24 protein-coding genes are annotated in these 25,691 nt (G+C 65.3%); 12 read left to right on the plus strand and 12 right to left on the minus strand.

Going from position 1 to position 25,691, the window contains the following annotated elements; translation table 11 throughout:
• The first annotated feature begins 83 nt into the window (after window positions 1-83).
• Both VRZ08_RS03465 and ispG read left to right on the plus strand, forming a co-directional pair.
• Entirely contained in the window at window positions 84-1,007 is a 924-nt protein-coding gene (locus VRZ08_RS03465) for a DMT family transporter (protein WP_107354043.1), read from the plus strand.
• Between the two features lie 13 nt (window positions 1,008-1,020).
• Window positions 1,021-2,316: a flavodoxin-dependent (E)-4-hydroxy-3-methylbut-2-enyl-diphosphate synthase gene (gene ispG, locus VRZ08_RS03470; protein WP_414531575.1), complete on the plus strand. Its 1,296-nt coding sequence runs from the start codon at window positions 1,021-1,023 to the stop codon at window positions 2,314-2,316.
• A gap of 153 nt (window positions 2,317-2,469) precedes the next feature.
• On the opposite strand, the gene VRZ08_RS03475 is transcribed toward ispG, so the two are convergent.
• The 3 genes from VRZ08_RS03475 to VRZ08_RS03485 form a co-directional block, all read right to left on the minus strand.
• Window positions 2,470-2,631: a type II toxin-antitoxin system RelE/ParE family toxin gene (locus VRZ08_RS03475; RefSeq protein ID WP_263990381.1), complete on the minus strand. Its 162-nt coding sequence runs from the start codon at window positions 2,629-2,631 to the stop codon at window positions 2,470-2,472.
• A complete protein-coding gene (locus VRZ08_RS03480) occupies window positions 2,628-2,858 on the minus strand; it encodes a hypothetical protein (protein ID WP_414531576.1) in 231 nt (76 codons plus the stop codon). Before VRZ08_RS03480 ends, VRZ08_RS03475 begins: the two co-directional genes overlap by 4 nt.
• A 67-nt stretch (window positions 2,859-2,925) precedes the next feature.
• Window positions 2,926-4,578 (minus strand): Na+/H+ antiporter, encoded by a 1,653-nt coding sequence (locus tag VRZ08_RS03485; protein ID WP_414531577.1) that lies wholly within the window; start codon window positions 4,576-4,578, stop codon window positions 2,926-2,928.
• A gap of 308 nt (window positions 4,579-4,886) precedes the next feature.
• Between VRZ08_RS03485 and VRZ08_RS03490 the strand changes: the two genes are divergently transcribed.
• Together VRZ08_RS03490 and VRZ08_RS03495 are read left to right on the plus strand one after the other, a co-directional pair.
• The gene (locus VRZ08_RS03490) at window positions 4,887-6,470 is read left to right on the plus strand and encodes a putative bifunctional diguanylate cyclase/phosphodiesterase (protein WP_414531578.1); all 1,584 of its coding nucleotides are present in this window, start codon (window positions 4,887-4,889) and stop codon (window positions 6,468-6,470) included.
• A 16-nt stretch (window positions 6,471-6,486) separates the two neighbouring features.
• Window positions 6,487-6,930, plus strand: a complete 444-nt coding sequence (locus tag VRZ08_RS03495; protein ID WP_414531579.1) for a BLUF domain-containing protein — start codon at window positions 6,487-6,489, stop codon at window positions 6,928-6,930.
• A 21-nt stretch (window positions 6,931-6,951) separates the two neighbouring features.
• On the opposite strand, the gene VRZ08_RS03500 is transcribed toward VRZ08_RS03495, so the two are convergent.
• Window positions 6,952-7,638 (minus strand): DUF1345 domain-containing protein, encoded by a 687-nt coding sequence (locus tag VRZ08_RS03500; RefSeq protein ID WP_408017611.1) that lies wholly within the window; start codon window positions 7,636-7,638, stop codon window positions 6,952-6,954.
• A gap of 7 nt (window positions 7,639-7,645) precedes the next feature.
• Window positions 7,646-8,572, minus strand: coding sequence for a polyprenyl synthetase family protein (locus VRZ08_RS03505; protein WP_164635860.1), 927 nt, complete (start codon window positions 8,570-8,572; stop codon window positions 7,646-7,648).
• 101 nt (window positions 8,573-8,673) lie between these two features.
• Between VRZ08_RS03505 and mtgA the strand changes: the two genes are divergently transcribed.
• The 3 genes from mtgA (at window position 8,674) to VRZ08_RS03520 (ending at window position 10,600) form a co-directional block, all read left to right on the plus strand.
• Window positions 8,674-9,384, plus strand: coding sequence for a monofunctional biosynthetic peptidoglycan transglycosylase (mtgA, locus tag VRZ08_RS03510; RefSeq protein WP_263990385.1), 711 nt, complete (start codon window positions 8,674-8,676; stop codon window positions 9,382-9,384).
• Window positions 9,385-9,545: 161 nt separating this feature from the next.
• The gene (gene rpmF / locus VRZ08_RS03515) at window positions 9,546-9,728 is read left to right on the plus strand and encodes a 50S ribosomal protein L32 (RefSeq protein ID WP_011156094.1); all 183 of its coding nucleotides are present in this window, start codon (window positions 9,546-9,548) and stop codon (window positions 9,726-9,728) included.
• A gap of 242 nt (window positions 9,729-9,970) precedes the next feature.
• The gene (locus VRZ08_RS03520; RefSeq protein WP_414531580.1) at window positions 9,971-10,600 is read left to right on the plus strand and encodes a hypothetical protein; all 630 of its coding nucleotides are present in this window, start codon (window positions 9,971-9,973) and stop codon (window positions 10,598-10,600) included.
• Window positions 10,601-10,618: 18 nt separating this feature from the next.
• Here VRZ08_RS03520 and VRZ08_RS03525 read toward each other — a convergent pair whose 3' ends face one another.
• The gene (locus VRZ08_RS03525) at window positions 10,619-10,933 is read right to left on the minus strand and encodes a hypothetical protein (RefSeq protein ID WP_107342740.1); all 315 of its coding nucleotides are present in this window, start codon (window positions 10,931-10,933) and stop codon (window positions 10,619-10,621) included.
• Between the two features lie 238 nt (window positions 10,934-11,171).
• Between VRZ08_RS03525 and VRZ08_RS03530 the strand changes: the two genes are divergently transcribed.
• Window positions 11,172-12,914, plus strand: a complete 1,743-nt coding sequence (locus VRZ08_RS03530) for an EAL domain-containing protein (RefSeq protein WP_414531581.1) — start codon at window positions 11,172-11,174, stop codon at window positions 12,912-12,914.
• A 163-nt stretch (window positions 12,915-13,077) separates the two neighbouring features.
• Here VRZ08_RS03530 and phaR read toward each other — a convergent pair whose 3' ends face one another.
• Window positions 13,078-13,668 (minus strand): polyhydroxyalkanoate synthesis repressor PhaR, encoded by a 591-nt coding sequence (gene phaR / locus VRZ08_RS03535; RefSeq protein WP_042440735.1) that lies wholly within the window; start codon window positions 13,666-13,668, stop codon window positions 13,078-13,080.
• Window positions 13,669-13,938: 270 nt separating this feature from the next.
• Here phaR and VRZ08_RS03540 point away from each other — a divergent pair, with 270 nt between their 5' ends.
• The 3 genes from VRZ08_RS03540 to VRZ08_RS03550 all read left to right on the plus strand — a co-directional run bounded on the left by VRZ08_RS03540 (window position 13,939) and on the right by VRZ08_RS03550 (window position 16,967).
• On the plus strand, window positions 13,939-15,117 hold the full coding sequence (locus VRZ08_RS03540; RefSeq protein ID WP_107357370.1) for an acetyl-CoA C-acetyltransferase: 1,179 nt from the start codon (window positions 13,939-13,941) through the stop codon (window positions 15,115-15,117).
• A 181-nt stretch (window positions 15,118-15,298) separates the two neighbouring features.
• Entirely contained in the window at window positions 15,299-16,024 is a 726-nt protein-coding gene (locus VRZ08_RS03545; protein ID WP_263990389.1) for a beta-ketoacyl-ACP reductase, read from the plus strand.
• Window positions 16,025-16,100: 76 nt separating this feature from the next.
• Window positions 16,101-16,967, plus strand: coding sequence for a DMT family transporter (locus VRZ08_RS03550; protein WP_414531582.1), 867 nt, complete (start codon window positions 16,101-16,103; stop codon window positions 16,965-16,967).
• A gap of 72 nt (window positions 16,968-17,039) precedes the next feature.
• Here the strand turns inward: VRZ08_RS03550 and VRZ08_RS03555 are convergent, their stop codons facing one another.
• The 3 genes from VRZ08_RS03555 to hrpB form a co-directional block, all read right to left on the minus strand.
• The gene (locus tag VRZ08_RS03555) at window positions 17,040-17,252 is read right to left on the minus strand and encodes a hypothetical protein (protein WP_414531583.1); all 213 of its coding nucleotides are present in this window, start codon (window positions 17,250-17,252) and stop codon (window positions 17,040-17,042) included.
• 109 nt (window positions 17,253-17,361) lie between these two features.
• Window positions 17,362-17,883, minus strand: a complete 522-nt coding sequence (locus tag VRZ08_RS03560; protein WP_414531584.1) for a TIGR02281 family clan AA aspartic protease — start codon at window positions 17,881-17,883, stop codon at window positions 17,362-17,364.
• 130 nt (window positions 17,884-18,013) lie between these two features.
• Entirely contained in the window at window positions 18,014-20,491 is a 2,478-nt protein-coding gene (gene hrpB / locus VRZ08_RS03565) for an ATP-dependent helicase HrpB (protein ID WP_414531585.1), read from the minus strand.
• Between the two features lie 173 nt (window positions 20,492-20,664).
• Between hrpB and VRZ08_RS03570 the strand changes: the two genes are divergently transcribed.
• Window positions 20,665-21,717 (plus strand): acyltransferase family protein, encoded by a 1,053-nt coding sequence (locus VRZ08_RS03570; protein WP_414531586.1) that lies wholly within the window; start codon window positions 20,665-20,667, stop codon window positions 21,715-21,717.
• A 153-nt stretch (window positions 21,718-21,870) separates the two neighbouring features.
• On the opposite strand, the gene VRZ08_RS03575 is transcribed toward VRZ08_RS03570, so the two are convergent.
• Together VRZ08_RS03575 and VRZ08_RS03580 are read right to left on the minus strand one after the other, a co-directional pair.
• Entirely contained in the window at window positions 21,871-23,430 is a 1,560-nt protein-coding gene (locus VRZ08_RS03575) for an acetyl-CoA hydrolase/transferase family protein (RefSeq protein WP_107342748.1), read from the minus strand.
• Between the two features lie 719 nt (window positions 23,431-24,149).
• Window positions 24,150-25,601, minus strand: a complete 1,452-nt coding sequence (locus VRZ08_RS03580; RefSeq protein ID WP_414531587.1) for a porin — start codon at window positions 25,599-25,601, stop codon at window positions 24,150-24,152.
• Window positions 25,602-25,691: the final 90 nt, after the last annotated feature.

Below are 25,691 nucleotides of genomic sequence, written 5' to 3' on the forward strand. Positions count from 1 at the left end.
TCGGTCAAGACGTCACGCCGGACCCCGGCAATTCCCGCGCGCCTGATCATTAAGTCCCCGCGACCGCTGCGGTGAGCGGCACCATGGGGCGTCCGCTGAGCGCCGGCGCGATTGCGCTGATGCTGCTGTGCTGCCTGTCGTGGGGCTTCAACCAAATCGCCGTGAAGCTGGTGCTGCCGGATATTCCGCCGTTCCTGCAGGCGGCGATCCGGTCGGCCGGCGCCCTGATCGTGATCCTGATCATCGCCAAATCGCGCCGGGTGAAGCTGTTCCAGCGCGACGGAACGCTGCGCGCCGGGCTGTTCGCCGGGGTGCTGTTCGGACTGGAATTCGTGCTGATCTATCACGGCCTGACGCTGACCACGGCGTCGCGCGCGGTCGTGTTCCTCTACACCGCGCCGTTCTTCGTCGCGCTCGGCTCCTACCGGCTGCTCGGCGAGCGGCTGCGCCGGATGCAATGGGCCGGGCTGGCGCTGAGCTTTGCCGGGGTGGCGCTGGCGATCGGCGTGCCGCAGGCCGATGTCGATAGCAGTGTGCTGATCGGAGACCTGATGCTGGTCGGGGGCGGTGCGCTGTGGGCGGCCACCACCCTGATCGTCAAGGGAACCCGGCTGCAGCGGGCCCCGGCCGAGAAGGGGCTGGCCTACCAGGTGGCGATCTCGGTGCCGATTCTGACCGGCGCGGCGCTGCTGTCGGGCGAAACCATCACCAAAATGCCGTCGACGCTGTCGCTCGGGCTGATGGCCTATCAGACCATCTGGGTGGTCGGACTGACATTTTTGCTCTGGTTCGGGCTGGTGAAGACCTATTCGGCCAGCAAATTGTCGGCTTTCACCTTCATTACCCCTTTATTCGGGGTGGCGGCCGGCTATCTGATCATGCACGACCCGCTGACCCCGGCATTCGGCGCCGCGGCGGTGCTGGTGATCGCCGGTCTCTATCTCGTGAACCGGCCGGCTCCGGTTCCTGCACCCAACGATCCATTGCTGAATGTCACCAAAACCTGATATTCGGACCGCCATGAACAAGCTCGAAAATCCGCTGCGAGACGACGTCGCCGGCCCCGCGCCGCGGCACCAAACCACCCAGGTCATGGTCGGCGATGTGGCCGTCGGCGGCGGTGCCCCGATCGTCGTTCAGTCGATGACCAATACCGACACCGCGGATATCGAGGGCACCATCAAGCAGATCGCCGCGCTGGCCCGGGCCGGCTCGGAGATGGTCCGGATCACCGTCGATCGCGAGGAGGCGGCCGCCGCTGTCCCGCACATCCGCGATGGCATCCGCGAGCTCGGCCTGACCACGCCTATCATCGGCGACTTCCATTACATCGGCCACAAGCTGCTCGCCGAATACCCGGCCTGCGCCGAGGCGCTCGACAAGTACCGGATCAATCCCGGCAATGTCGGCTTCAAGAACAAGCGTGACACGCAGTTCGCCGATATCGTCGAGATCGCAATCAAGAACAACAAGGCGGTCCGCATCGGCGCCAATTGGGGCTCGCTCGACCAGGAGCTGCTCACCAAGCTGATGGACGAGAACGCCGCGTCCGCCAATCCACGCGACGTCCGCGCCGTCACCCGCGAGGCGATGGTGCAGTCGGCGCTGCTGTCCGCCGCGCGCGCCGAAGAGATCGGCCTGCCGAAGAACAAGATGATCCTGTCCGCCAAGGTCTCGGCGGTGCAGGACCTGATCGCTGTGTACCAGGATCTGGCCTCGCGCTCCGACTACGCGATCCATCTCGGTCTCACCGAAGCCGGCATGGGCTCGAAGGGCATCGTGGCGTCGTCCGCGGCACTCGGCATCCTGCTGCAGCAGGGCATCGGCGACACCATCCGGATTTCGCTCACCCCTGAGCCCGGCGGCGATCGCACCCGCGAAGTCCAGGTCGCGCAGGAACTGCTCCAGACCATGGGCTTCCGCACCTTCGTGCCGCTGGTCGCGGCCTGCCCCGGCTGCGGCCGCACCACCTCGACGACCTTCCAGGAGCTGGCGCGCTCGATCCAGGACTTCATCCGCGACGAGATGCCGGAGTGGCGCAGCCGCTATCCCGGCGTCGAGAACCTCAACGTCGCGGTGATGGGCTGCATCGTCAATGGTCCCGGCGAGAGCAAGCATGCCAATATCGGCATCTCGCTGCCCGGCACCGGCGAATCCCCGGCGGCTCCGGTGTTCGTCGACGGCCAGAAATTCCGCACCCTGCGCGGCGACACTATCGCGTCCGACTTCAAGGCGCTGGTGATCGACTACATCGAGCAGCGCTACGGCGCGACGCCGAAGCCCGGCGCGGCCCAGATGGTGCCGGCGGCGGAGTAAGTCCCGGCCGCGGTTAGCGCTCTCATGCGGAGCGCGTGGGATCGCGTCTTGCGGTGTGGCGGACGCTGAGGATGACGACTTCATCCTTTGCGTCGTCCACCTTGTGGAAGATCACGAACGGATAGCGGACCACGGATAGCGCTCGGACGGTCGTCAGGTCGTCTTGTGGCCGGCCAAAGGAAACTCGCCCAGCAGGCGCGTTCGCTCCCAAATCAAATCCGCAACGGCATGGGCGGCGGATGGGTTGCGCTCAGCAATGAACGATAAGATCTCGTCGAGTTCGTGGACCGCGTTGTCGGACCAGCGAACCTTCATGTCCGAAAGCGATTGAACAGCGCGGCCACCGTTTCATCGCTGGCAAGCCGATTTTCTCGAAGGTCCGTTAGTCCGCGTTGGACGGCAATCCGATCACCATCGCTCAGCCGGTAAATGAGATCGTGGCGGGACTCGATCTCGGCGATCGAATCCAGCAGGTCCTGCTGGGCGGTCGTAGGTCGCGTCGAGACCCGGTCGAGTAATAGTTCCAGCTCAGGTTTTTTCATGCGTGCAGATTAGCACGATTCCGACGATCAGGCAGAATTTGGCCGGCTCGGTCACTGCATGACGGCCTTACAACGGCGCCGGTCCGCTTTCGCGGTTGGCGAGACTGGCCTCCTCGAGATCGAGATCGCGCTCGATTCGGCGTCGCGCCTCGTCGGTGATCTTGCCGGCGCGAAGCTGGGCGTGGATGAATTTGCGCTCGACCGCGATCAGCTCGCGCACCAGGGCGATGCCTACCGCCGAGGCCTCGTGCTCCGGGGAGCCGATCGGATCGGGCAGCAGACTGGCCCTGGTCTGGTGCCGGGCGTGCAGCAGCTTCAGCACCTCTTCGGTGAGTTCGCGATTGTCGGTGATCTTCTTCAGCGATGCCTGCGCGGCAGCCAATGCTTCGCGGCGGGCGGTGATCTCGTCGTCGTGCTCGGCGATCTGCTCCCGGTGTCCGACGCGGGTGACGCCGAGCAGCTTCACCACGGCGGGCAGCGTCAGGCCGAGGCCGACCAGCGTGATCAGGATCACCCCAAAGGTGACGAACAAAATCAGATCGCGATACGGAAACGTCTCGCCGCTCGGCAACGCGTACGGCAGCGCCAGCGCCGCGGCGAGCGACACCGCGCCGCGCACGCCGGTGAAGCCGATCACGAACACCGTGCGCCATGACGGATAGGGATCGCTCGCCCGCAAGCGGCGGCTGAGAAACCGCGGCAGATAGAACGCCGGATAGACCCAGATGAAGCGCGCGGCGATCACGATCGCGGCGACCAGCAGCGTGGCCGACAGGATGTCGCCGAAGGCAAATTCCTTCGACCGCTCCAGCAGCGCCCGGAGCTGGAAGCCGGTGAGCAGGAACAGCATCCCCTCGATCAGGTAGATCACCAGATCCCAGAAGAAGATGCCCTGCAACCGGGTCGCAGCCGAGATCAGCAGCGGGCCGTTCCACGAGATGTACAGGCCGCAGGCGACGGTGGCGATCACGCCTGAGCCGCCATGATGCTCGGGAATCCAATAGGCGATGTACGGCGTCAGCAGTGACAGCGTGATCTCGATTTGCGGGTCGCGCACCCAATGCCGCGCCCGCAGGCTGAGCCAGCCGACTGCGACGCCGAAGGCCAGTTCGCCCGCCATGATTGCCACGAAGGTGCCCGATGCTTTGGTCAGCGAGAACGCGCCGGTCATGATGGCCGCGACCGCGAAGCGGTACAGGATCAGTGCGGTCGCATCGTTGGCCAGCCCTTCGCCTTCCAGCACCACGACGATGCGCCGCGGCAGGCCGAGCTTGCGGGCGATCGCCAGCGGCGCGACCACGTCGGGCGGGGCGACGATCGCACCGAGCAGGAAGCCGACCGACCACGGCAGGCCGCTCAGATAGTGCGACGCCGCCGCGACGGCGAAGGCGGTGAAGATCACACAGCCGATCGCGAGCAGGCCGATCGCCCGCAGATTGGCGCAGAATTCGCGCCAGCTCATCGCTACGCTGGCCGAATAGATCAGCGGCGGCAGCACCAGCAGCAGGATCAGGTCCGGCGGCAGCTCGATCGCCGGCATCCCAGGAATGAAGGCCAGCGTGATGCCTGCGATCAGCAGCAGGATCGCGGGTGCGATGTTGACGCGTCGGGCCAGCAGCGCCGTTCCGGCCAGCACCGCGAGCAGCGTGAGAAAAATCTGGAATTTGGCTTCCACGTCACCACGCTGATTTCGAGTGAGCCTGCCGGAGAATGCTTGCATCGCCCGGAAGTTTCGGTCGGTCAAGCGGTAGCCAATTACGCATCAGGCGCAATCCTTCGTAACACTACGTGCGACTTTCGTCTCAAACGCCTGCTGTTCAACTAACCTTGGATTTACCGTCGATGTGGCGGTCTGGTGGTAATTATGCATTTGGCAACACTCCCCGCGTTTTGTTCAAGGTTATGGGGTTAGTCTCAGTCATCAGAACGGCTGATCTGCTGGAGCCAAAGGGGAGCGCAAGCGCTCCGGATGGTGCGGCCGATCACGACCCGTCGCAACGCACCGCTCAGCTGACGCTGGCGGCGTTCATGGCGATTGACATTGGGTTGGCGCTGATCTCGCCCGAGGGCGAGATCGTGATGACCAATCCGATGTTCGATCTGGCCTTCGGTGCGATACCGCGCGACCAGCTGCTGTCTCGTTTCGGTTTCGACCCGAGCTGCGAGGGCGGCAAGGCGTCGCGCCCGATCATTTTCCCGGACGAGCGGATCTACTGGATCGACATCACGGCATTTACCGGCGGCTGGCTGATCAGCGCCGCGGATATCAGCGAACGCCTGCGCCAGGGCATCGCCGGTGTGGAGCTGTCGCGGATCGACCGGCTGACCCAACTGGCGAACCGGCTGGTGTTTCACGAGCGGCTCGCCGATCTGCTGACGCAGCCCGCCGAGGTCCGCCGCGACGCCTCGGTGCTGACGATCGATCTCGATCGCTTCAAGGCGATCAACGACACGCTCGGTCGCACCATCGGCGATGCGCTGCTGTGCCTGGTCGCCAAGCGCATCAGTTCGGCGCTGACGCCGAGCGATGTGCTGGCCCGGCTCGAGGCCGATGAGTTCGGAGTGATCCAGACCGGCCGTGATCAGCCCGAAGCGGCGGTGATCCTGGCCAAGCGTCTGGTCGATCTGCTGAGCCGGCCGTATTTGCTCGAAGGCCAGCTGATCAATGTCAGCGCGTTCGTCGGCATCGCGCTGGTGAGCGACGACGAACTCGACGTCGACGGCGTGCTGAAGAACGCCGAACTGGCGCTGCATCGCGCCAAGCAGGAGCGCTACGCCGGCTATCGCGTGTTCGAATCCGCCATGGACGAGAGCATGCGGGCGCGGCGCGCGCTGGAGACCGATCTGCGCCGCGCGCTGGCGCTGCGCGAGTTCTCGCTGGTGTATCAGCCGCAGGTCAATCTGCAGAGCCGCCGGGTGGCCGGCTTCGAGGCGCTGCTGCGCTGGCGCTGCCCGACGCGCGGCCCGGTGTCGCCGCTCGATTTCATTCCGATCGCCGAAGAGACCGGGATCATCGGCCCGATCGGCGAATGGGTGCTGCGCACCGCCTGCCGCGATGCTGCGAGCTGGCCCGGTGACTACACCGTCGCGGTCAACATCTCGGCGACCCAGTTCACCAACCGGTCGCTGGTCGCGACCGTGGTGTCGGCGCTCGCCGACAGCGGGCTGGATCCCCGGCGGCTGGAGTTGGAGATCACCGAAAGCGTGATGCTCGATGCCCGCGGCAATGCGCTCGCGGTGCTGCAGCAACTGCGCGGACTCGGCGTCCGGGTGTCGCTCGATGATTTCGGCACCGGCTATTCGTCGCTCGGCTATCTGCGCAGCTTCCCGTTCGACAAGATCAAGATCGATCAGTCATTCGTGCGCGAAGCTTCGGACGATCGCGGCAACCGCGCGATCGTGCGGGCGATCGCCTCGCTCGGCGCCAGCCTCGGCATGGCGACGGTGGCCGAGGGCGTCGAGACCGAGGATCAGCTGGCACGCGTCGCGGCCGACGGCTGCACAGACGTGCAGGGCTATCTGATCAGCCGGCCGATCCCGCCCGGAGAGATCGAGCATTTTCTCGCCGACAGCCGCAATGTGATCGACGCGGCAACGGAAGTCAGCCTCTGAGGGGGAGCATCGGCCGATGCCGAGCGAGCTGTATCGCTGCGTGTATTACAGCAAGAATCTGATTGCCGGCGGTTCGCTGCGAATCGCCGAGGAGATCGAGTCGATCCTGGCGGCGGCGCGCCGCAACAATCCGCCGCTCTCGGTGACCGGCGCGCTGGTGTTCAATCGCGGCCTGTTCGCCCAGGTGCTGGAAGGGCCGTGCCCATCGGTCGAATCGCTGTTCGAGAAGATCCTACGCGACGAGCGCCACGGCGACATTCAGGTGCTCGGTTTCGGCGCCGCGCGCGAGCGGCTGTTCAGCAACTGGTCGATGGCGTTTCTCGGTCGCTCGCGTGAGGATCAGGACCTATTCGGTCATTTTGGCCGGCAGACCGGGTTCAACACCGAACGGATCGAGGGTGACCGGCTGCTCGAGATCGTGCGCCATCTCGCCTTCGAGGAAGAAGCCCGCGCCGCCTGAGCGGCGCCTGCGAACAGCACGTCAGATCGCGCTCGCCGCGATGTTGACCATCAGCGCCACCAAGGCGGTGTTGAACACGAACGACACCACGCCGTGCGCGGTCGCGGTGCGGCGGATGGTCCGGTCGGTGATGCCGACGTCCGACACCTGCGCGGTCATGCCGATCACGAATGAGAAGTACACGAAGTCCCAATAATCGGGCTCGGTGTGTTCGTCGCTGCCCGGAAACGCCAGCCCGCCTTCGCGGTCGCCGCGATAATATTCGTGGGCGTAATGCAGCGCGAAGGTGGTGTGCACCGCTGCCCATGACAGCGCGATGGTGAAGGTGGCCAGTGCCAGCTCGGCGGCGCCGCGATGCGCGTTGCCGAGTTCGGAGACGATCGCCGCGATGCTGGCGTAGGCGCCGAACGCCGTCACCATCAGGATCAGGAAGCGGCCGTCGTCCTGCCACACCGCGTTGCGGCGGATATAGGCGACACCGCAGCGCGCCATCATCGAATAGGCCAGCACCAGATAGACGACGATCGACACGTCCCAGCCGATCAGCGCCCGCGTCACCGGCCGCAGCCACCCCGGCAGCAGCAGCACCGCGGCGATGCCGACCGCGATCGAAGCGAACAGCCGCGGCCGCGAATACACCAGCCGGACGACGCGCGGCAGCTTTCGAAACCGAAGCAGCCGCGCATCGTCGTCCGGGTGATGGGTCATGCGGCGATCAGTTCTTCCGCTCCGCCACGAACCGGGCGGCGGCGCGCAGCACGTCGCCGCGGTCGCCGAACGGCGCCAGCGCCTGGTCGGCGCGCGCGATCAGGTCGCGCAGCCGCTGCTTGGCGCCGTCGATGCCGAGCTGAGTCACGAAGGTGGTCTTGCCGAGCGCGGCATCGGCGCCGGCCGGCTTGCCGAGCGCTTCCGCGTCACCTTCGACGTCGAGCAGATCGTCGGCGATCTGGAACGCCTCGCCGAGTGCGCGGCCGTAATCGTCGAGCGCGCGATACTGGTCGGCGTTGGCCTGGCCGAGGATCGCGCCGGCGACGCAGCCGTAGCGGAGCAGGGCGCCGGTCTTCATCTGCTGCAGCCGGGCGACGTCGACCGGCTCGCGGTCGCCGAACCGGCCTTCGCCGGCAAGGTCGAGCATCTGGCCGCCCACCATGCCGCCGAGTCCGGCACAGCGCGCCAGCACCCGCGTCAGCAGCAGCCGCACCGTCGGATCCTTGTGCACCTCGTCGCGGGTTACGATGTCGAACGCGAAGGTCAGCAGCGCGTCGCCGGCCAGGATCGCGGTGGCGTCGTCATAGGCCTTGTGCAGCGTCGGCCGGCCGCGGCGCAGATCGCTGTTGTCCATCGCCGGCAAGTCGTCGTGGATCAGCGAGTAGCAATGGATGCACTCCAGCGCGGCGCCGACCAACAGCGCGGCGTCGCGATCGATGCCGAATACCGCAGCGCTCTCGACTGCCAGGAATGGTCGCAGCCGCTTGCCGCCGCCGAGCGTGGAGTAGCGGATCGCCTCCATCAGCCGGCGCGGCCGGGCGATCTCGTCGGACATCAATTCGTCGGACAACAGCCGGCCGAGCAGCGCTTCGGTATCCTCGGCGGTGGTGTCGAGCCGCTTGGCAAAGTCGATCGTGGAAGTGCCGGTGGCCATTCGGAAGTGCTCCAGATAAAATTCGGCCGGACCATTCATCATGGCACCGGCTTCGTCAATTCGGCGGAGGGCAAGGGGCCAGGCCATCACCGGGAGCGATCGTGTCTGATCCCGTTGCGTTTGCGCCTCGCACCAAGCGTGTGGTTCGCATTGTCATCCTTGCAGGGCTCGCGCTGCTGGCCCTGCCTTATCTCCTCACCATCCTGTATGGCGGCGGCCAACCGGTCTCGACGCTGATGCTGTGGCGCTGGGCCACTGGTGCGCCGGTCAGCCGGACCTGGATCGATATCGAAACCATCTCGCCGGCGTTGCCGCGCAGCGTGGTGGCGGCCGAGGACGCCAAGTTCTGCAGTCATCACGGCATCGACTGGGATTCGGTGCGCGACGTGATCGACGACATGCAGGACGGCGAGGCCAGCCGCGGCGGCTCGACCATCACCCAGCAGGTCGCCAAGAACCTGTTCCTGTGGCCGGGGCGCAGCGTCATCCGCAAGGCGCTGGAGGCGCCGCTAGCGCTGTGGATCGACTTCGTGCTGCCCAAGCAGCGGATTCTCGAAATCTATCTCAACATCGCCGAATGGGGCCCGAGCGGCCAGTTCGGCGCGATGGCAGGCGCCGATTACGCCTTCGGCCGCTCCGCCGCGCAATTGTCCGCCAAGGAGGCGGCGCTCCTGGCCGCGATCCTGCCCAATCCGAAGATTCGCAGCGCTCGCGCGCCCGGCCCCGGCGTCCGCCGGCTTGCCGCCACCTACGTCGCCCGCGCCCGTGCGGCGGAGCTGCGGCAGTGCTGGCGGGAAAATCGCGAGTCGTGACGACGGTTTGAGGCGCATTTTGCGCGCCGACCGCCCTAGCATTTCGATCCGGCTTCCGTTATAAGCCCGGCCTTACGCATTTCGCCTGCGCGCAAGCGGGCCGTCCAAACGCGGACGCCGAGACCGATTTCGCCAGGGAACCTCCGTTAAGGATTACCGATATGGCCGTTCCGAGAAGAAAAACTTCGCCCTCGCGGCGTGGCATGCGCCGGTCCGCGGACGCGATCAAGCGCCCGACCTATGTCGAGGACAAGGATTCCGGCGAACTGCGCCGCCCGCACCATCTCGATCTCAAGACCGGGATGTATAAGGGCCGCCAGGTTCTGAAGAAGAAGGATTCCTGAGCTCTCGCTCGGATCCTTGAGTCGGCGCGGCATGTCGGGTGGTTTCGGCCACGCTCAGACAAGACGCCGCGTCGCACTCGCGGGAAGGACGCAAGTGTCGGCCGCGCACGCGCGGCGGCACATCGCGCAATGCGATCCGCCCGATGCCTGAATTCGTACCAAGTGTTGCGTTAGGGAGTTGACGTCCGCGTCCGGACGATCGCCCACTCGCGTCCGGTCGTTCTGAACCACAGGCTTCGCCGATGTCGATTATCGGTTTCCCGCTGCTGCTGATCCCGGTCGCGATCTGCAACATCATCGTCTTCCTGATGCCGGGATTGGCGTTCGACGCGGCAATGACCCGTGTCGTGCTGCCCTCCGGTGCCACCTGGACGATCGCGCTCGGCGACATGCTGGTGGCGCTCGGCGTGCTGCTGCTGCTGCCCGAAGTGATGAAGGCGGCCCGGCCCGGCGCCAAATACCTCACCGATCATCTGCTGTCGCTGCTGGTGCTCGCCGGCATCACGGCTGAATTCGTGATGCTGCCGCAGTTCGCCAATGCCACGGTCGCTCTGCTCGCGCTGCTGGCGCTGGTCGATTTTCTCAGCGGCATCGCGCTGCGCAGCCGTCACAAGCGCGAAGCCCGCGCGGCGCGTGCCGCCGCCAAATCGTCTGCCGAGATCATTGAAGACGAGTCGGAGCAGCCGGCGCCAGTTGCCGAGCCGGCACCGGTGGTGGTGCCCGCGACCGAGCTGGCGCCGCAGACGGTCGAGCCGGCCTCTGCATCCGCTGCCTCCGCGGCGTCGATCGCCGAGGCGGTGCTGCTCGATCGGCCCGAGCCGGTGAAGCCGGCTGCGACGGCGAAGGACGAGGAAAAGTCGCCGGCGCGCTGAGCCGCGCCGCGTAGGAGATCAGGACATCCGCTGGGTTCGAAAGCCGGTGGGCGGCGCCGTGAAGGCGTGACCGGTGGTCGAGCGGTACGCCGCATTGGCGTGGCCGGGTTCGGCCCGATTGCAGTCGCGGGTCTGCGGATAGCCGCCATCGATCGCCATCAATTGGGCCACGAAATTCGACGACGGCCGCACCAGGCGGTCGGTGTAGCGGGTCCGCATCGGCGGCGGCGTCACCGGGATCGGCAACGGCTCGATCAGTTCGCCCTCGGCGCAATCCGGCTCCGCCGAGGCGGCGTGGACGTCGCTTCCATCGTCGATCCAGACCTTCGCCATTGTCGCACCTACGCTTACTTGTCTCGTTTCGGGACGGGTCTCCCCGTCCTGATGGCGTCGTCGCAAGTCGTGTGCCGGAGCCTCCACCTCGTAGTATGCCGAGGCTCGGCTTTCCGTTCCTGCCCCGGAATCCGAATTGGTTTCCAATTTCTTTATATTATCGACCTAGCGTTGGGATGTTCGGCCGACCTATCCTGCACAGGAGAATCACCTGACAGCGTCCCGAAACGAGGCAGTCGTGTCGTCCGCCGCTCCTGCGCCCCGCTCACCGACCGCGCAGACCGCGACCGCGTCTGATCCGTTGCTGCTGTCGCTGCTCGGCCAAGCCGCCTTCGTGTGGGACCTTGGCTCCGATGCCTTGAGCTGGACCGGCCGGGTCGGCGAGCTGTTTCAGGACATTCCGGCCGAAGCACTGGCCTCCGGCGCGAGCTTTGCGGCGATGCTGGAGCCGTCCCGCGCGATCCGATCCGAAGCTTTGCTCAATGGCGCCGCCGCGGTCGGCCCCGGCTGCGTGCCGTACCGGATCGAGTACGGCATCCGGGCTTCCACCTCGGCGCCGGTGAGCTGGATCGAGGAGACCGGGGTTTGGTTCGCCGGCCCCGACGGCCGCCCGGCGCGGGTCGAGGGCATCGTCCGCATCAACAACGAGCGCCACGCCCGCGACGAGCAGCTCCTCAAGCTGTCTCAGCACGATCCGCTGACCGGCGAACTCAACCGCACCCATCTGATCGCCGCGCTCGCCGAAGCGATCGAGGAAGCGTCGCGCTTCCGTACCAACCTGTCGTTCATGCTGGTCGGGCTCGATCATCTGGCGCGGGTCAATGATTCGTTCGGCTTCGATGTCGCCGACGAAGTGATCTCGACCATCGCCGGCCGGATCCGCAGCCGGCTGCGCGCCGGCGATCAGCTCGGCCGGTTCTCCGGCAACAAGTTCGGCCTGGTGCTGAAGAACTGCACGGTCGACGACGCGCATATCGCGGCCGAACGGTTTCTCGCGGCCGTGCGCGACGAGATCGTGCCGACCAAATCCGGCCCGGTGTCGATCACCGCATCGATCGGCGCGGTCAGTGCGCCGCGCCATGCCCGCACCGCCGATGAAGCCATCAACCGCGCCCAGGAGGCGCTGGCCGCCGCCAAGCATCGGCGCGCCGGCTCGTTCGCGATGTGGCGGCCGAATGTCGAGCGCGACACGCAGCGCCGGGTCAACATCCGCGTCACCGACGAGATCGTCACCGCGCTGAACGAACGCCGCATCGTGCTGGCCTACGAGCCGGTGGTCGACGCGGCCTCGCGGGTACCGGCCTTCCACGAATGCCTGGTGCGGATGCGGACCGACGACGGCCAGGTGCTGCTCGCGCCCGATATCGTGCCGGTGGCCGAGCGGCTCGGGCTGATCCGGCTGGTCGATCATCGCGTGCTCGAACTGGTGGTGGCCGAACTCGCCTTGGCGCCCGGTGTCGCCCTCAGCCTCAACATCTCGCCTGACACCACCATCGATGCCGATTGGTGGGCCGGAATCGAATCGCTGATGCTGGCGCATCCCGGCATCGCCGAGCGGATGATCGTCGAGATTACCGAGACGGTGGCGATCCCCGACCTCGACGAGGTGCGCGGCTTCGTCAACCGGCTGAAGACGCTCGGCGCCAAGATCGCGATCGACGACTTCGGCGCCGGCTACACCTCGTTTCGCAATCTGCGTGCGCTCGGCGTCGACATCGTCAAGATCGACGGTGCCTTCGTGCAGAACATCGCGCGCTCGGCCGACGACCGTGCCTTCGTGCAGACGCTGATCGATCTGGCACGCCGGCTCGGGATCAAAACCGTGGCCGAATGGGTGCAGGACGAAGAGTCCGCGCAGTTGTTGCGCGACTGGGGCTGCGACTACATCCAGGGCCGGCTGATCGGATTGGCGTCGCAGCAGCGACCGTGGCCGATCGTCGCCGAAGCGGCTGCGGGCCTCGCCGGCAAGGCGGTCTATTAGAAAGTCGTCTATTAGAAAGACGTCGATTAGCAAGGCTAAGCCAGCGACCGGGCACCGCGAGCACTGGGCCGGCCTGGCTTAAACTCTATCGAGGGATCATCGAAGATTTCCGGTTCTGATTAGGATCAGAACCGGAAAGATGCCTGAGCAGCATGCCTCGCTGCTATTCGTCTTTCTTTGGCTGTTCGAGCGACATCCGCTCTAGCCGGTCCTGCATCTCTTTCATCTGCCGTCGCAGATCTTCGATGCTGTCGGCGCCGCCGCTGGTCTCGGCAGGTACCTCGTCGGTCGATTCGTGGCTCGGCGGGCGCGGCACGAACATCGAGAAGGTCTGCTGGAACAGCTCCATGTTGCGGCGGACGGTCTCTTCCAACGGCGCGAACGGTGTCAGGCTGAAGGTCGACGCCATCTGCTTGCGGAATTTTTCCTGCTCGCGCGTCAGCGAATCGATCGACTGCTCCAGATACTTCGGCACCACCATCTGCATGCTGTCGCCGTAGAAGCGGATGAGTTGTCGAAGGAAGGTGGTCGGCAGAAGGTTCTGCCCGGCCTTGTTCTCTTGCTCGAAGATGATCTGCGCGAGCACGCTTCGGGTGATGTCGTCGCCGGTCTTGGCGTCGTAAACGAGGAAGTCCTCACCATCCTTGACCATCGTGGCAAGGTCTTCGAGCGTCACGTAAGTACTGGTGCCGGTGTTGTAGAGTCGCCGGTTCGCGTATTTTTTGATCGTGGTCGGTTGGTCTGATTTCGCCATGTCACCCACACACACGGAGGATAAGGAACCCGCCGCCTCCCGACAGCAGGCTGAGACGCAATGCAATAAAGTAAGCACTTTCAATGCACCTCGGCTACCGTTTTGTGCGCCGCCGCCAGGCAGAGTGAATTTATCGGCATCGCAGCACCAACATGCGTGTGCCGGATTGACACGCCGCCGCCGGCTTCACAGGATGTGCGCCGACACCGGCACGCCAACCAGGCCCCGCCGTCCAAGAGACCGTCAAAAACTCAAGCCCAGGAGATGTCCATGTCGGACGATGTCGTCATCGTCAGCGCCGCACGCACCGCTGTCGGAAGTTTCAACGGCGCCTTCGCCAATACGCCGGCGCACGATCTCGGCGCGGTCGCGATCAAGGCTGCGCTGGAGCGCGGCGGCATCGATCCGGCGCAGGTTTCTGAAGTGATCATGGGCCAGATTCTCACCGCCGGTCAGGGGCAGAACCCGGCGCGGCAGGCGTCGATCGCGGCCGGTATTCCGGTCGAGAGCCCGGCATGGGGCATCAACCAGCTTTGCGGCTCGGGTCTTCGCTCGGTCGCGCTCGGTTACCAGGCACTGATGAACGGCGACTCCGATATCGTCGTTGCCGGCGGCCAGGAATCGATGAGCATGGCGCCTCATGCGCAATATTTGCGCGGCGGCGTGAAAATGGGCGCGGTCGAACTCGTCGACACCATGCTCAAGGATGGTCTGTGGGATGCCTTCAACGGTTACCACATGGGCAACACCGCCGAGAACGTCGCGCGGCAATGGCAGATCACCCGCGACCAGCAGGACGAATTCGCGGTGGCTTCACAGCAAAAGGCCGAAGCCGCGCAGAAGGCTGGCAAGTTCAAGGACGAGATCGCGCCGGTGACGATCAAGACCCGCAAGGGCGACATCGTGGTCGACACCGACGAGTATCCGCGCCACGGCGCCACCATCGAAGCGATGGCCAAGCTGAAGCCGGCGTTCGAGAAGGACGGCACCGTGACCGCCGGTTCTGCCTCGGGCATCAACGACGGCGCCGCTGCAGTGGTGCTGATGACCGCCAAGCAGGCGGAGAAGCTCGGCAAGAAGCCGCTGGCCCGCATCGTGTCGTGGGGCCAGGCCGGCGTCGATCCGAAGATCATGGGCTCTGGTCCGATCCCGGCGTCGCGCGCGGCGTTGAAGAAGGCCGGCTGGTCGGTCGGCGATCTCGATCTGATCGAAGCCAACGAAGCCTTCGCGGCGCAGGCCTGTGCGGTGAACAAGGATCTCGGCTGGGATACTTCTAAGGTTAACGTCAATGGCGGTGCGATCGCGATCGGTCATCCGATCGGTGCGTCGGGTGCGCGCGTCCTTGTGACGCTGCTGCACGAGATGCAGAAGCGCGATTCGAAGAAAGGTCTTGCCACGCTTTGCATCGGCGGTGGCATGGGCATTGCGATGTGCCTCGCGCGCGATTGATTGCGCGTGTCGCGACGATGTCGCGATACACGGACTGATCAGTTGCAGTGCAAGAACGATTGTTCAAACGCCCGGCAGATTGCCGGGCGTTTTTGCTTGATGTTCACGAGCGACCATCCTTTTATTCGAAAAGACACAATCGCGTTCTAGACAAAAAAGGAATTGCGGGAGGAGCTTTGCAATGACGCGGGTGGCGTTGGTGACTGGGGGGACGCGCGGTATCGGTGCAGCAATCAGCAAGGCGTTGAAAGCGGCGGGCTACAAAGTCGCAGCGTCCTATGCGGGCAACGATTCGGCAGCGGAAAAATTCAAAAACGAGACGGGTATTCCGGTATATAAATGGGACGTGAGTTCGTTCGATGCCTGTGCCGAGGGCGTCAAGAAAGTCGAGGCCGAACTCGGTCCCGTCGATGTTCTGGTGAACAATGCCGGCATCACGCGCGACGGCGCCTTCCACAAGATGACGCTCGAGCAATGGAATGCGGTGATCAACACCAACCTCGGCTCGCTCTTCAACATGACGCGGCAGGTGATCGAGGGCATGCGCAATCGCAAGTTCGGGCGCATCGTCAACATCTCGTCGATCAACGGGCAGAAGGGCCAGTTCGGTCAGGTGAACTATTCGGCTGCCAAGGCGGGCGACATCGGCTTCACCAAAGCGCTGGCGCTGGAGAATGCGCGCGGCGGCATCACGGTGAACGCGATCTGCCCGGGCTACATCAACACCGAGATGGTGCAGGCGGTGCCGAAGGATGTGCTCGACAAGGCGATCTTGCCGCTGATTCCATGCAACCGGCTCGGCGAGGCCGAGGAGATCGCGCGCGCCGTGGTGTTCCTCGCCGGCGACGATGCCGGCTACATCACCGGCTCGACGCTCACCATCAACGGCGGTCAATACATGGTTTGAGGCACAAGGTCGGGTCTTCGATCCTCGCACGGCGCGTCTGCCGTGCTGCTGCGAGGATCAGCCTGCAGGTGCGCTCATGACGTCGCGCGTTGCGACGCTGATCGGGCTGTCGGCGATCCTGATGTGGTCGCTGCTTGCGGTGATGACGGTCGCGACCGGCACCATCCCGGCGTTTCAGCTTGCCGCGATGACGTTCGCGATCGGCGCGCTCGCTGCCGCGATCGGATGGATCGTGCGGCCGCAGGCGGTTCGCGCGCTGCGCCAGCCGCCGCTGGTGTGGGCGGTCGGCGTCGGCGGGTTGTTCGGCTATCACGCGCTGTATTTCCTGGCGCTGCGGCTGGCGCCGCCCGCCGAGGCAGGCCTGTTGAATTATCTATGGCCGCTGCTGATCGTGCTGTTCTCCTCGCTGCTGCCCGGCGAGCGGCTGAAGCTGCATCACGTCGCCGGGGCGCTGCTCGGGCTTGCCGGCACGGTGCTGCTGTTCACCGGCAATGGTGCGGTGATCGAGCGGGCCTATCTGCCCGGGCTTGCCGCGGCGTTCATCGCGGCTTTCGTTTGGGCGAGCTATTCGGTGCTGTCGCGCCGGTTCAGTGCGGTGCCGACCGATGCGGTCGCTGGCTTCTGCTTCGTCACCGCGCTGCTGGCCACGGCCGTGCATCTGCTGATCGAGCCGACCGTGTGGCCGGACACCACGATGCAATGGGCGGCGATCATTGCGCTCGGGATCGGACCGGTCGGGGCCGCCTTCTACGCCTGGGACATCGGGATGAAACGCGGCGACATCCGCGTGCTCGGTGCTGCGTCTTATGCCACGCCGCTGCTGTCGACAGCGTTTCTCGTCCTCGCCGGCTATGCACGTCCAACCACCGCGCTGGCAATTGCAGCGTTGCTGATCGCCGGCGGCGGCCTGCTCGCTGCCAAGGACATGCTGAAGCGGAGTTGATCCAGCGAGGCCCGTACAGCAAACCGACCGGAGGCTGTCCGGTCGCTTTGTCGTCTTGGTCTGCCGAAGAACTCAGTAGCGGTGCTTGTGGATCACCACCACGCGGTCGCCGTGATGATGGTGATGCCGCCAGCCGCGGTGCCAGCCGTGGTCCCGATGCATCATCTCGGCGCGCGGGCCATCGCGATACACCGTCTTCTTGATGATCGTCGCCTCGGCGGACGCAACCGAGGGAAGCGAAATCGCGGCCGCGGCAACCGCGGCGAGCACGTAGCCCATCTTCATGTGTGTCTCCTCTCTGTTCAAATTGCGGAGAGAAAACATGCAGTCGCGATGAGCGTTCCTGCGAAACCGCAGGGATTTTCTTGAACGGATGTTCAGGAAGTAATCGAGATTATTGCTCGAGAACCATGCGGCCGTCCGCATAGGCGAAGCGCTTCAGCTTCGACAGATAGGACAGGCCGAGCAGGTTTTCCGACAGCGCTTCGTCGGGAAGTACCAGCGCATCGACGTCGCGTACGATCAGTCCGCCGACGTCCAGCATCGCAATGCGGGCGCGCGCCGCCTTCACCTGGCCGTTCGCGGTCGAGACCTTGGCGGTGTAGTCGCCGCGCGACGGCCGCAGACCGAATCGCGCCGCCGAGCTTTCATTGAGAGCGACCACCGAGGCGCCGGTGTCGACCATGAACGACAGCCGCTGGCCGTCGATCCGGCCATCGGTGCGGAAATGGCCGCGCGGGTCGCGGTCGATGCTGATGCTTCGGCCATAGGGTTCGGTAGTCGTCGCCGCCATGCCGACAGTGGCGTGAGGCGCCGCATGGGCCTGCGCCGGAGCCGGGGTAATCCGGTCGGCGATTTGGGCCATCGCGGTGCCGAGCACCACGAGGGCTGCGGCGAAAATCATGATGCTACGCATAACGCCTACTCACACAGTCCGTCGCAGCGCGGATTGGATCACGCGCGGATGCCGGACGCGACCGCGGCGTCCGATGCATCCGGATGTTTTTGGCGAAAACGGTGAGCGAAGGATTAACGCGAGCGCCGGCTCAGGTGCCTTTCGGCTTGGCGCGGCGGGTCGGCGGCGCCGAGGCGGGGTCTTCGGGCCAGGGGTGGCGCGGATAGCGGCCACGTAGATCGGCCCGCACCCCGGCATACGAGCCGCGCCAGAATCCCGGCAGGTCGCGCGTGACCTGCACGGGGCGGTGCGCCGGCGACAGCAGTTCCAGCACCAGCGGCACCGCGCCGCCGGCGACCGACGGATGGCTGGTCAGGCCAAACAATTCCTGCAGCCGCACCGCGATGGTCGGGCCCTGTTCGGCCTCGTAATCGATCGACAGCTTCGAGCCGGTCGGCGCCTCGAAATGCGTCGGAGCCTCGCGATCGAGCCGGCCCCGCAGCTCCCACGACAGCAGATTCATCAGGGCGTCAGACAGGTCGGAGGCCGAAAAGTCTCTCAGGCCGGTCTTGTCGAACAGCGCCGGCACCAGCCAGTTTTCGCGCGAGTCGGCCAGGGCGGCATCCGACAAATCAGGCCATGGGTCGCCCTCGGCCTTGCGCAGGAACATCACCCGGCCGCGCCATTGCTGAAGCTGCTTCGACCACGGCAGCCGGTCGAGCCCGGCCGCGACAAGGCCGTCGGCGAGCACTTGCGCGGTCTGTTCGGACGGCGTCAACGCCAGCGGTGCTTCGGACAGCGTGATCGCATGCAGGGCGCGGCGGCGCCGGGCGCGGAGCGCCATCGCGGAGCGGTCGAAGCTCACCTCGTCGGCGTCGGTGATCTGATCGCCGAAATGCAGCTCGATCTCGGACAGCGTGATCGGCGCCGCCAGCAGGATGCGGCCCTGCGCGGCGTTGCCGGTGAGTTCGCCGACCGCCAGATACGGTGCGCGCGCCAGCGCGGAAGTCTGCTCGACCGCGGCGCCGCGGCCATTGGCGAGCGTGAAGCTGCCATTGCCGCGATTCTTGGCGACACGATCCGGGAACGCGAAGGCGAGCAGGACGCCGGAGGAGAGCTCGCCGGCGTCTTGCGGGGAGCGAGACGACGACGCGGCCTGCGCCGCCCAGCGCTGCGCCATCTGCCGGGCGCTGCTGGCGCGCTGCGAGCGGTCGCGGCGGAATTGGTCTCGGCGATGGTCGAGATCGGCGCCGTCGCCGCCCAGCCCGCGCTCGGTCAGAATCGCGGCGATTTCGGCGGCATCCCCGGCGCAGCCGTGGCGGGCGGCATCGACGATCATCCGCGCCAGCCGTGGCGGCAGCGCCATCGCCCGCAGGCTGCGCCCCTCGTCGGTGATGCGACCGTCCGGGTCGAGCGCGCCGAGCTCGCCGAGCAGCTCGCGGGCTTCCTTCAGCGCCGGCTGCGGCGGCGGATCGAGGAAGGCCAGCGACGACGGATCGGCGACGCCCCACTGGGCGAGGTCGAGCAGCAGCGACGACAGATCGGCGGACAGGATTTCCGGCTGCGTATAGGCCGGCAGCGACGCGGTCTGCGGTTCGTCCCACAGCCGGTAGCAGACGCCGGGCTCGATCCGGCCGGCACGGCCGCGGCGCTGGTCCACGGCGGCGCGCGAGGCGCGGACCGTCTCCAGCCGAGTGAGGCCGAGGTCCGGCTCGTAACGGGGGACTCGGGACAAGCCGCAATCGACGACGATCCGCACGCCCTCGATGGTCAGCGAGGTCTCGGCGATCGAGGTCGCCAGCACCACTTTGCGCTGGCCTTTCGGTGCCGGCTGGATGGCGCGGTCCTGCACCGCGGCGTCGAGCGCGCCGAACAGCGGGACGATCTCGACCGTCGGATCCTGCACCCGCTCGCGCAGCATCGTCTCGGTCCGCCGGATTTCGGCGGCGCCGGGCAGAAACGCCAGCACCGAGCCCATTTCCGCCCGCAGCGCCTGCGCGATCGCCTCGGCCATCTGCCGCTCCAACGGCGCGTCGCCGCGCCGGCCGAGATAGCGGGTCTCGACCGGAAATGCCCGGCCGAGGCTTTCGACCACCGGCGCATCCCCCAGCAGCCGGGCGACGCGGGCGCCGTCGATCGTCGCCGACATCACCAGGATGCGCAGATCCTCGCGCAGACCTTGCTGGGCGTCGCGAGCCAGGGCGAGGCCGAGATCGGCGTCGAGTGAGCGTTCGTGAAACTCGTCGAACAGCACCGCGGCGACGCCGTTGAGTTCCGGGTCGTCGAGGATCTGGCGGGTGAAAATACCCTCGGTGACGACCTCGATCCGGGTGGCGCGTGACACCTTGGAGCCGAACCGGACGCGATAACCGACCGTCTCGCCAGCCTTCTCGCCCAGCGTCTTCGCCATCCGCTCGGCGCTGGCGCGGGCGGCGATCCGCCGTGGCTCCAGCACGATGATCTTCTGGTTCTTCAGCCACGGCGCATCGAGCAAGGCGAGCGGCACGCGGGTGGTCTTGCCGGCGCCGGGGGGCGCAACCAACACCGCGGTATTGCTCGCCTCGAGCGCGGCGGTGAGCTCGTCGAGCGCGTCGTCGATCGGCAGCGGGGTATCGAAGGTGCGGGGCAAAAGTCAGCTCGAAGGATGCAAGGGGCGGATGGTTAACAGAAACAACCTGTCGCGGCAAAACAGCCCACCCAGGCCTCCAATTCCGGAAATGCCGCACATTCGATAGTGGGGGCAACACTAACTCAACCGATCGCGCCGATGATGCATCCGAGCCGCATCAGACGGGAACAACCATGACTGCGAACGGCACACTGGCTCCGCGCATGCACGGCGGCCGGGTCGACTGGGTCGACTATGCCAAGGGCATCTGCATCATCATGGTGGTGATGATGCACTCGGTGCTCGGCGTCGAGGCCGCGGCAGGCCAGACCAGCTTCATGCACTATGTGGTCGAGTTCGCCCGCCCGTTTCGGATGCCGGACTTCTTCCTGATCTCCGGCCTATTCCTGGCGGTGGTGATCGATCGCGGCTGGCGGACCTATCTCGATCGCAAGGTCGTGCACTTCGCTTACTTCTATGTGCTGTGGGTGACGATCCAGTTCGCCTTCAAGGCGCCGAGCTTCGCCGCCGAGATGGGATGGATCGCCGTCGCCAAGCTGTATGCGCTGTCGTTCATCGATCCGTTCGGCACGCTATGGTTCATCTATCTGCTGCCGATCTTCTTCGTCGTCACCAAGCTGACCCGGCGGTTGCCGCCGCTGCTGATCTGGGCTGTCGCCGCGTTCCTGGAATCCCTGCATGTCGCCACCGGCTGGATGGTGCCGGACGAGTTCTGCGCGCGGTTCTTCTATTTCTACACCGGCTATCTGTTCGCCCGGCACGTCTTCGCGTTCTCCGATGCGGCCCGCGCCCGCCCGGTTCTGGCGCTGCTCGGCCTCGCGGGGTGGGCGGTGATCAACGCGGTGCTGGTGCATATCGGGGCTGCCGACCTGCCGGTGATTTCGCTGCTGCTCGGGCTCGCGGGCGCCTGCGCCATTATCACGGTCGGCACGTTGTTGGCGGAGAAGCGTTGGCTCGACGGTCTGCGGTTCTGCGGCGAGCATTCGATCGTGATCTATCTCGCGTTCTTCCTGCCGATGGCGATCAGCCGGTCGCTGCTGTTGAAGTACGCGCCGTTTCTCGATCTCGGCGTGATCGCGATCATCGTCAACATCGCCGGGGTGGTCGGCGCGCTGATCATCTGGAAACTGGCGATGAAGAGCGGCGCCACGTTCCTGTTCGAACGTCCCGATGCCTTCTGGATCGCCCCGCGCAAGCAGGCGACGCGGCTGCAGGCGGCGGAGTAATCAAGACGTACGTCTCGTTATTGCGAGGAGCACTCGGACCGGCGCTTTACGCCGTCCGAGCACAGGCTCCATCACGAAGCAATCCAGTTTTGGTGCACGGAGCTCTGGATTGCTTCGCGTCGCTCGCAATGACGAATGGGTGTGGCGCGGCCGTTACCGCCAGGCGTCGGCCTGCACCACGGCGTCGTCGCGCCAGGCTTCCCGCGCGGCCTTGTTGGCCATCCAGTTCGGCAGGAAGGTCAGCGCTTCGTCGAGAATGTGCGGAGTGTGCAGGCCCGGCGAATATTCCAGCGCGCGCTTGAAGTACTCCTTCAGCGCCGGCCGGAAGGTCGGGTGCGCACAGTTCTCGATGATCACCTTGGCGCGCTGCTTCGGCGACAGGCCGCGCAGATCGGCGAGGCCCTGCTCGGTGACGATCACCTGAACGTCGTGCTCGGTGTGATCGACATGCGAGGTCATCGGCACGATGCAGGAGATCTTGCCGCCCTTGGCGGCCGACGGCGTCATGAAGAACGACAGGAAGCTGTTGCGGGCGAAGTCGCCGGAGCCGCCAATGCCGTTCATGATGCTCGTGCCCATCACGTGGGTCGAGTTGACGTTGCCGTAGATGTCGGCCTCGATCATGCCGTTCATCGCGATCACGCCGAGCCGTCGGATCACTTCCGGATGGTTGGAGATCTCCTGCTGACGCAGCACGATGCGCTCGCGATAGAAATCGAGATTGCGCAGGAATTCGTCATAGCCTTCCGGCGACAGCGACAACGCGGTCGCCGAGGCATGAGTCAACTTGCCCTTGCGCAATAGATGCAGCATGCCGTCCTGCAGCACCTCGGTGTAGGCGGTGAGATTTTCGAACGGACCATCTTCGAGGCCGGCCATCACCGCATTGGCGACGTTGCCGACGCCCGATTGCAGCGGCAGCAGATTGTGCGGCAGCCGGCCCTTCTTCACCTCGTGGCCGAGGAAATCCAGGATGTGGCCGGCGATCGCCTGCGAGGTGTCGTCGGGCGGCGAGAACGCCGAGTTGCGATCGGGCAGGTTGGTCTCGACGATCGCGACGATCTTGGCGGAATCGCAGCGCAGATACTGCTCACCGATCCGGTCCCCGGAGGCGATGATCGGAATCGGCTTGCGGTTCGGCGGCAGCTGCGTTCCGTAATAGACGTCGTGCATGCCTTCGAGGCGGATGTCCTGCCAGGCATTGACCTCCAGGATGACCTTGTCGGCGAGATCGAGCCAGGTCTTGTTGTTGCCGATCGACGACGACGGGATCAGGCTGCCGTCCTCTCGGATGCCGGCGACTTCGACCACAGCAATGTCGAGCTTGCCGAGGAAGCCGAACCAGGCGTGCTGGGCGACGTGGGACAGATGGATGTCGATGTATTCCATCCGCCCCGCGTTGATGCGCTTACGGCAGGTCGGGTCGGACTGATAAGGCAGCCGCATCTCGATGCCATCGACCTTGGCGAGTGCGCCGTCGAGCTCGGGCGCCGTCGAGGCGCCGGTCCAGACGCTGACCTTGAACTTCTGGCCGCGGGCGTGATGCGCGTTGATGCGCTCGGCGAGCGCCAGCGGCAGCAGCTTCGGATAACCGGCGCCGGTGAAGCCGCTCATGCCGACATGCGCGCCGGACGGAATCAGCGCGGCAGCGTCGGCTGCGGTCATGACCTTGGAGCGGAGGTGGGGAGCGAGGATACGCTCGGCGTTGACCATCAACGACTCTTTCTTGCTAGGAGCGGCCAGGGGATTGATGCGATTCGTCTAGTCGCTGTGACAAAAAGAGCCATGCAACCTATGGCGAAGGAGGCATGCGTCCCGCTCCCAAACGATGCCGCGCGCCGAATCTGAACGTCACGCTCGGCGCCGCACCTTCGCATCAGCTATTTGATTCCTCAATCAAACTCCGCCGAACGGAAATCGTCAAACGGGCACGTGGGAGGGTGACGAGCCGGCATGTGGCGTTTGCAGGGCAGGCCCGCGCCAACCGCTGTTCGGCGCCAGCGCCCCTCTTCCAGTTGGACGTCGGCAGTCAAGGTCGTGCCTCCAAAAGCGAAAACCTCCGGCAGGGCATTGCCGGAGGTTTCCTGGAGGTCTCATGAAGGAACCGAAATCTCTTTCCTCTCCTTCGACGGTCACCGATCACCCGCTGACCTTGTTCATAAGTATATGAGTATTTTGCCTGACTACAACAGGTAATTTACTCAATGAGTGTGGCCGATCGACCTGTCTCCAGGAAGCGGCTTCGCGAACACTCGTAGTAAATGGCGATCTCCTCCTCTGCCGGATAGGGGCCCTGATACGTGCCTCCACGCTTCGCGTTGTGTGCTGGCTTCCGATCGAAATCATTCAGAGAACCGGTGTTCGATGCGCAAAGAAAAACCCCGGCGGTTGCCCGCCGGGGTTCATTAGATTCTCGCTTCAAGAAGCGCGGATCAGAAGTTGCGCTGAACGCGGAGGTTGCCGCTCCAGACGCCCTGGTCTTTGAACTCGTAGTTCGCAGCCGGCTTGGTCGCCGAAGCGGTCAGCGGCAGCACGCCCGAGGAAGCCTGGTCGAGATAGGTGTACATCACTTCGCCCGAGAGGGTCAGGTTCTTGACCGGGGTCCAGCGGGTGACGGTGCCGATCTGGGCAATCGCGAAGTCCGGGTTGCAGTTGAAGCCGGCCACATTGGCGCCGAGACCGGTGCAGATCAGAGCGGTCGCGGTGCCGTTGTAGTCGATCTTGGTGTACGAACCGAACAGCGAGCTCGACCAGTAGGGGTTCCAGTTGTGGTTGAATGCACCACGGACGCCCCAGGCGCTGGTCTTCTCGATGCCGGTGCCGGTCAGGTTGTTGAGGCCGGCGAACACGCCGTCAGCCGCAACGCCGAACGCGACGCTCTGGTAGGTACCCGGGACCGAGTTGTTGCCGTAGATCGCGAACGAGTTCGGGCTCACGCCGCCCAGCACGTAACGGGTCGCGCCGTTCGAATAGGTCGCCGTGATGTTGATGCTGTCGCCGGGGCCGGTCGGCAGGTTCTTGAGCGACAGAGCGCCCTGGACCGCATAGCCCCAGGTGTCGCTCGGATGACCGGAGGTCTCAAGCGCGGCGTTGTAGTAGCTGGCGCGGACCTGGTGCGCCGCGGCCGAAACCTGGAACAGACCCCAAGCCTGGTCGACACGGATCTTGCCGACGATGTCGGGGATCGAGGTGCCGGCGTAGGAGTTGGCGCCGTAGGCCAGGAAGTTCGGAGCGGACGACACGTTGTACAGCGCCGACTGCAGGTACGACGACTGATCTTCGAGCGAGATCGAGGCCGACACGCCGTTGCCGAATTCCGCGGTGTACGACACCTGGTTGATGCCGGTGACGTCGTCATAGCCACCGATCAGGAACGACGTGTTGTTGCCCGGATAGCCGGTCCAGGGAGTGTCGAACTGCGACACCGCCTTACCGAAGGTGAAGCCGGCGAACTGGATGAACGCGTAGTAAACGCCGAGCGAACCGTTGGCGATGGTGTCGGTGCCCGTGGTCCAGTTGAAGGTCGCATCGAAGTAGGTGCGAACCACGCCGTATTCGGTCGCGGTGCGGGTGTCGATGTTGATATCCTGGCGAGACCGGAAGATGTAGTCGTTGGAAAGACGGTTCTTCTGACCGGCGTTGCCGTTCCAGGCCGGAGCGTTATAGCCGCCGCTGCCGAACATCGTGACGTCGGCGCGCAGATAGCCGCCGAGCTTGATGCAGGTGTCGGTGCCCGGGATGTAGTAGAAGCCGGCGCCGTAGATCGAGCAGACCTTCACGTATTCGACGGCTTTCGCCTTCAACGGAAGATCAGCGGCCTGAGTACTGCCAACAGCGATTACCGCTGCAGCTGTTCCCAGCGCCAGTTGCTTAATGATGTTCATTGCAACCCTCCAAGGTCAACAAAGTGGATGGAGCCGGTTCCTTCGGGAGCGCCCCGAGGTGGCCCTGTGACGCGAAGTTCGCCAGCGCCT

Source organism: Rhodopseudomonas sp. G2_2311 (assembly GCF_047501505.1).
In the GTDB taxonomy this organism is placed as follows: domain Bacteria; phylum Pseudomonadota; class Alphaproteobacteria; order Rhizobiales; family Xanthobacteraceae; genus Rhodopseudomonas; species Rhodopseudomonas palustris_H.